The sequence below is a fragment of the Mycobacterium sp. genome (assembly GCF_049281135.1).
Taxonomy (GTDB): Bacteria; Actinomycetota; Actinomycetes; order Mycobacteriales; family Mycobacteriaceae; genus Mycobacterium.
This window is the reverse complement of sequence record NZ_JBAPRN010000771.1, coordinates 1-3,821: the sequence shown is the minus strand read 5'-3', so window position 1 is coordinate 3,821 and position 3,821 is coordinate 1. Positions and strand designations below refer to the sequence as shown.

Below are 3,821 nucleotides of genomic sequence, written 5' to 3'. Positions count from 1 at the left end.
CTTCGAGGCCGAGGACACCGCCGCCCGGCTGTCGGTCGAGGTCGCGATGCAGTGGAACGAGACCTACTCCGAGAGCGTGTACACGTTCGCGAACACGATCAACACCGTCGAGGGCGGCACCCACGAGGAGGGCTTCCGGGCCGCGTTGACGAGCGTGGTCAACAAGTGGGCCGAGGAGAAGAAGATCCTCAAGCCCAACGAGGACAAACTGACCGGCGACGACATCCGTGAAGGCCTGGCCGCGATCGTGTCGATCAAACTCGGCGATCCGCAGTTCGAGGGTCAGACCAAGACGAAGCTGGGCAACACAGAGGTCAAGTCTTTCGTGCAGAAAATCTGCAACGAGCAGTTGTCGCACTGGTTCGAGGCCAACCCCGCCGATGCCAAGACGGTGCTGAACAAGGCGGTGTCGTCCGCGCAGGCCCGTATCGCCGCGCGTAAAGCCCGAGAGTTAGTGCGACGCAAGAGCGCAACGGACATCGGTGGGCTCCCGGGCAAGCTCGCTGACTGCCGCTCCACTGACCCGCGCAAGTCGGAACTGTATGTGGTGGAGGGCGATTCGGCCGGCGGCTCGGCAAAGAGCGGCCGCGACTCGATGTTCCAGGCCATTCTGCCGTTGCGCGGCAAGATCATCAACGTCGAGAAGGCCCGCATCGACCGCGTCCTGAAGAACACCGAAGTCCAAGCGATCATCACCGCGCTGGGCACCGGGATCCACGACGAATTCGACATCACCAAGCTGCGCTACCACAAGATCGTGCTGATGGCCGACGCCGACGTGGACGGTCAGCACATCTCGACGCTGCTGCTGACCCTATTGTTCCGGTTCATGCGGCCGCTGATCGAAAACGGCCACGTGTTCCTGGCGCAGCCGCCGCTGTACAAGCTGAAGTGGCAGCGCAGCGAACCCGAGTTCGCCTACTCCGACCGGGAGCGGGACGGTCTCATCGAGGCGGGCAAGAAGGCCGGCCGAAAAATCAATGTCGAAGACGGTATCCAGCGGTACAAGGGCCTCGGAGAAATGGACGCCAAGGAGTTGTGGGAGACCACGATGGACCCGTCCGTGCGGGTGCTGCGTCAGATCACGCTCGACGACGCCGCCGCGGCCGACGAGCTGTTCTCCATTCTGATGGGCGAGGACGTCGAGGCTCGGCGGAGCTTCATCACCCGTAATGCCAAAGATGTTCGCTTCCTGGATGTTTAAAAAATCGAGACGGCTGGTTCTAGCGACCGAAGGAACACATGACTGACACGACGTTGCCGCCGAGCGACGAAGCCGGCGACCGCATCGAACCGGTGGACATCCAACACGAGATGCAGCGCAGCTACATCGACTACGCCATGAGCGTGATCGTGGGCCGCGCGCTGCCGGAGGTACGCGACGGCCTCAAGCCGGTGCACCGCCGGGTGCTCTACGCGATGTTCGACTCCGGCTTCCGGCCGGACCGCGGTCACGCGAAATCCGCACGCTCGGTTGCCGAGACGATGGGCAACTATCACCCGCACGGCGACTCGTCGATCTACGACACCCTGGTGCGCATGGCGCAGCCGTGGTCGCTGCGCTACCCGTTGGTCGACGGACAAGGAAACTTCGGCTCGCCGGGCAACGATCCACCGGCCGCCATGAGATACACCGAAGCGCGGCTGACCCCGCTCGCGATGGAAATGCTGCGTGAAATCGACGAGGAGACGGTCGATTTCATCCCGAACTATGACGGACGCGTGCAGGAGCCGACGGTTCTTCCGAGCCGTTTCCCGAACCTGTTGGCCAACGGTTCCGGCGGTATCGCCGTCGGCATGGCCACCAACATTCCGCCGCACAACCTGAGGGAGCTCGCCGAGGCCGTCTACTGGTGCCTGGAGAACCACGAGGCCGACGAGGAAGCCACGCTGGCCGCGGTCTGCGAGCGGGTCAAGGGACCAGATTTCCCGACGCACGGTTTGATCGTCGGCTCACAAGGGATCAACGACGCGTACACCACCGGCCGCGGTTCGATCCGGATGCGCGGAGTCGTTGAGGTAGAAGAAGATTCGCGCGGTCGCACCTCGCTGGTGATCACCGAGCTCCCCTACCAGGTCAACCACGACAACTTCATCACCTCGATCGCCGAGCAGGTCCGCGACGGCAAGCTGGCCGGCATCTCCAACATCGAGGACCAGAGCAGCGACCGGGTCGGCTTGCGCATCGTCGTGGAGATCAAGCGCGACGCGGTGGCCAAGGTGGTGCTGAACAACCTCTACAAGCACACCCAGCTGCAGACCAGCTTCGGCGCCAACATGTTGTCGATCGTCGACGGGGTGCCGCGCACGCTGCGCCTTGACCAGATGATTCGTTACTACGTCGAGCACCAACTCGACGTCATCATCCGGCGGACCACCTATCGACTGCGCAAGGCCAACGAGCGCGCGCACATCTTGCGCGGTTTGGTGAAAGCCCTTGACGCACTTGACGAAGTCATCGCGTTGATCCGCGCCTCGGAGACCGTGGACATCGCGCGGGCCGGCCTGATCGAGCTGCTCGACATCGACGAGATCCAGGCCCAGGCCATCCTCGACATGCAGTTGCGGCGCCTGGCGGCGTTGGAGCGGCAGCGCATCATCGACGACCTGGCCAAGATCGAGGCCGAGATCGCCGACCTGGAAGACATCCTGGCCAAGCCAGAGCGGCAGCGCGCGATCGTGCACGACGAACTCGCCGAGATCGCCGACAAGCACGGCGACGACCGTCGCACCCGGATCATCGCGGCCGACGGCGATGTCAACGATGAGGATCTGATCGCCCGCGAGGACGTCGTCGTCACCATCACCGAAACCGGCTACGCCAAGCGCACAAAGACCGACTTGTACCGCAGCCAGAAGCGCGGCGGTAAGGGAGTGCAGGGCGCCGGCCTGAAACAGGACGACATCGTGCGGCACTTCTTTGTGTGCTCGACGCACGACTGGATCCTGTTCTTCACCACCCAGGGCCGGGTGTATCGGGCCAAGGCGTACGACCTGCCGGAAGCCTCGCGCACGGCGCGCGGACAGCACGTCGCGAACCTGCTGGCCTTCCAGCCCGAGGAGCGGATCGCTCAGGTCATCCAGATCAAGAGTTACGAGGACGCGCCCTACCTGGTGCTGGCCACCCGCAACGGCTTGGTCAAGAAGACCAAGCTGACCGACTTCGACTCGAACCGGTCCGGCGGGATCGTGGCGGTCAATCTGCGCGACGGCGACGAACTCGTCGGCGCGGTGCTGTGCTCGTCGGACGACGATCTGCTGTTGGTCTCGGCCAACGGGCAGTCGATCCGGTTCTCCGCGACCGACGACGCGCTGCGTCCGATGGGCCGTGCGACCTCGGGTGTGCAGGGCATGCGGTTCAACACCGACGATTACCTGCTGTCGTTGAATGTGGTCCGTGAGGGCACATTCTTGCTGGTCGCGACGTCCGGCGGGTATTCCAAGCGGACCGCGATCGAGGAGTACACCGCTCAGGGCCGCGGCGGTAAGGGCATCTTGACGATCCAGTACGACGCCCGTCGTGGCAAGCTCGTAGGTGCGCTGATCGTCGACGACGACAGCGAGGTGTACGCGATCACCTCCGGAGGCGGGGTGATCCGGACGAAAGCGAAGCAGGTCCGTAAGGCCGGACGGCAGACCAAGGGTGTTCGATTGATGAACTTGGGCGAGGGCGACACACTGTTAGCCATCGCCCGTAACGCCGAGGAAGCCGAGGACGACGGCGAGGACGCCGAGGCGTAAGCGATCGCCCGACCGCCCCGGCGGCCGGGCGCCACAGTGAGGAGCTGCGGGTGACTTCACCGAACGAGCCGGGCCGGACC

The 3,821-nt window shown here is 64.2% G+C and carries 2 protein-coding genes; both read left to right on the top strand.

Features of this window, described 5'->3' with window-relative positions:
- Nucleotides 1-1,204 (top strand): toprim domain-containing protein (locus WAN02_RS30565; RefSeq protein WP_422269121.1); only part of this gene is annotated, 1,204 nt, incomplete at its 5' end.
- Nucleotides 1,205-1,242: 38 nt separating this feature from the next.
- On the top strand, nt 1,243-3,741 hold the full coding sequence (gyrA, locus tag WAN02_RS30560; protein WP_422269120.1) for a DNA gyrase subunit A: 2,499 nt from the start codon (nt 1,243-1,245) through the stop codon (nt 3,739-3,741).
- Nucleotides 3,742-3,821 lie beyond the last annotated feature (80 nt).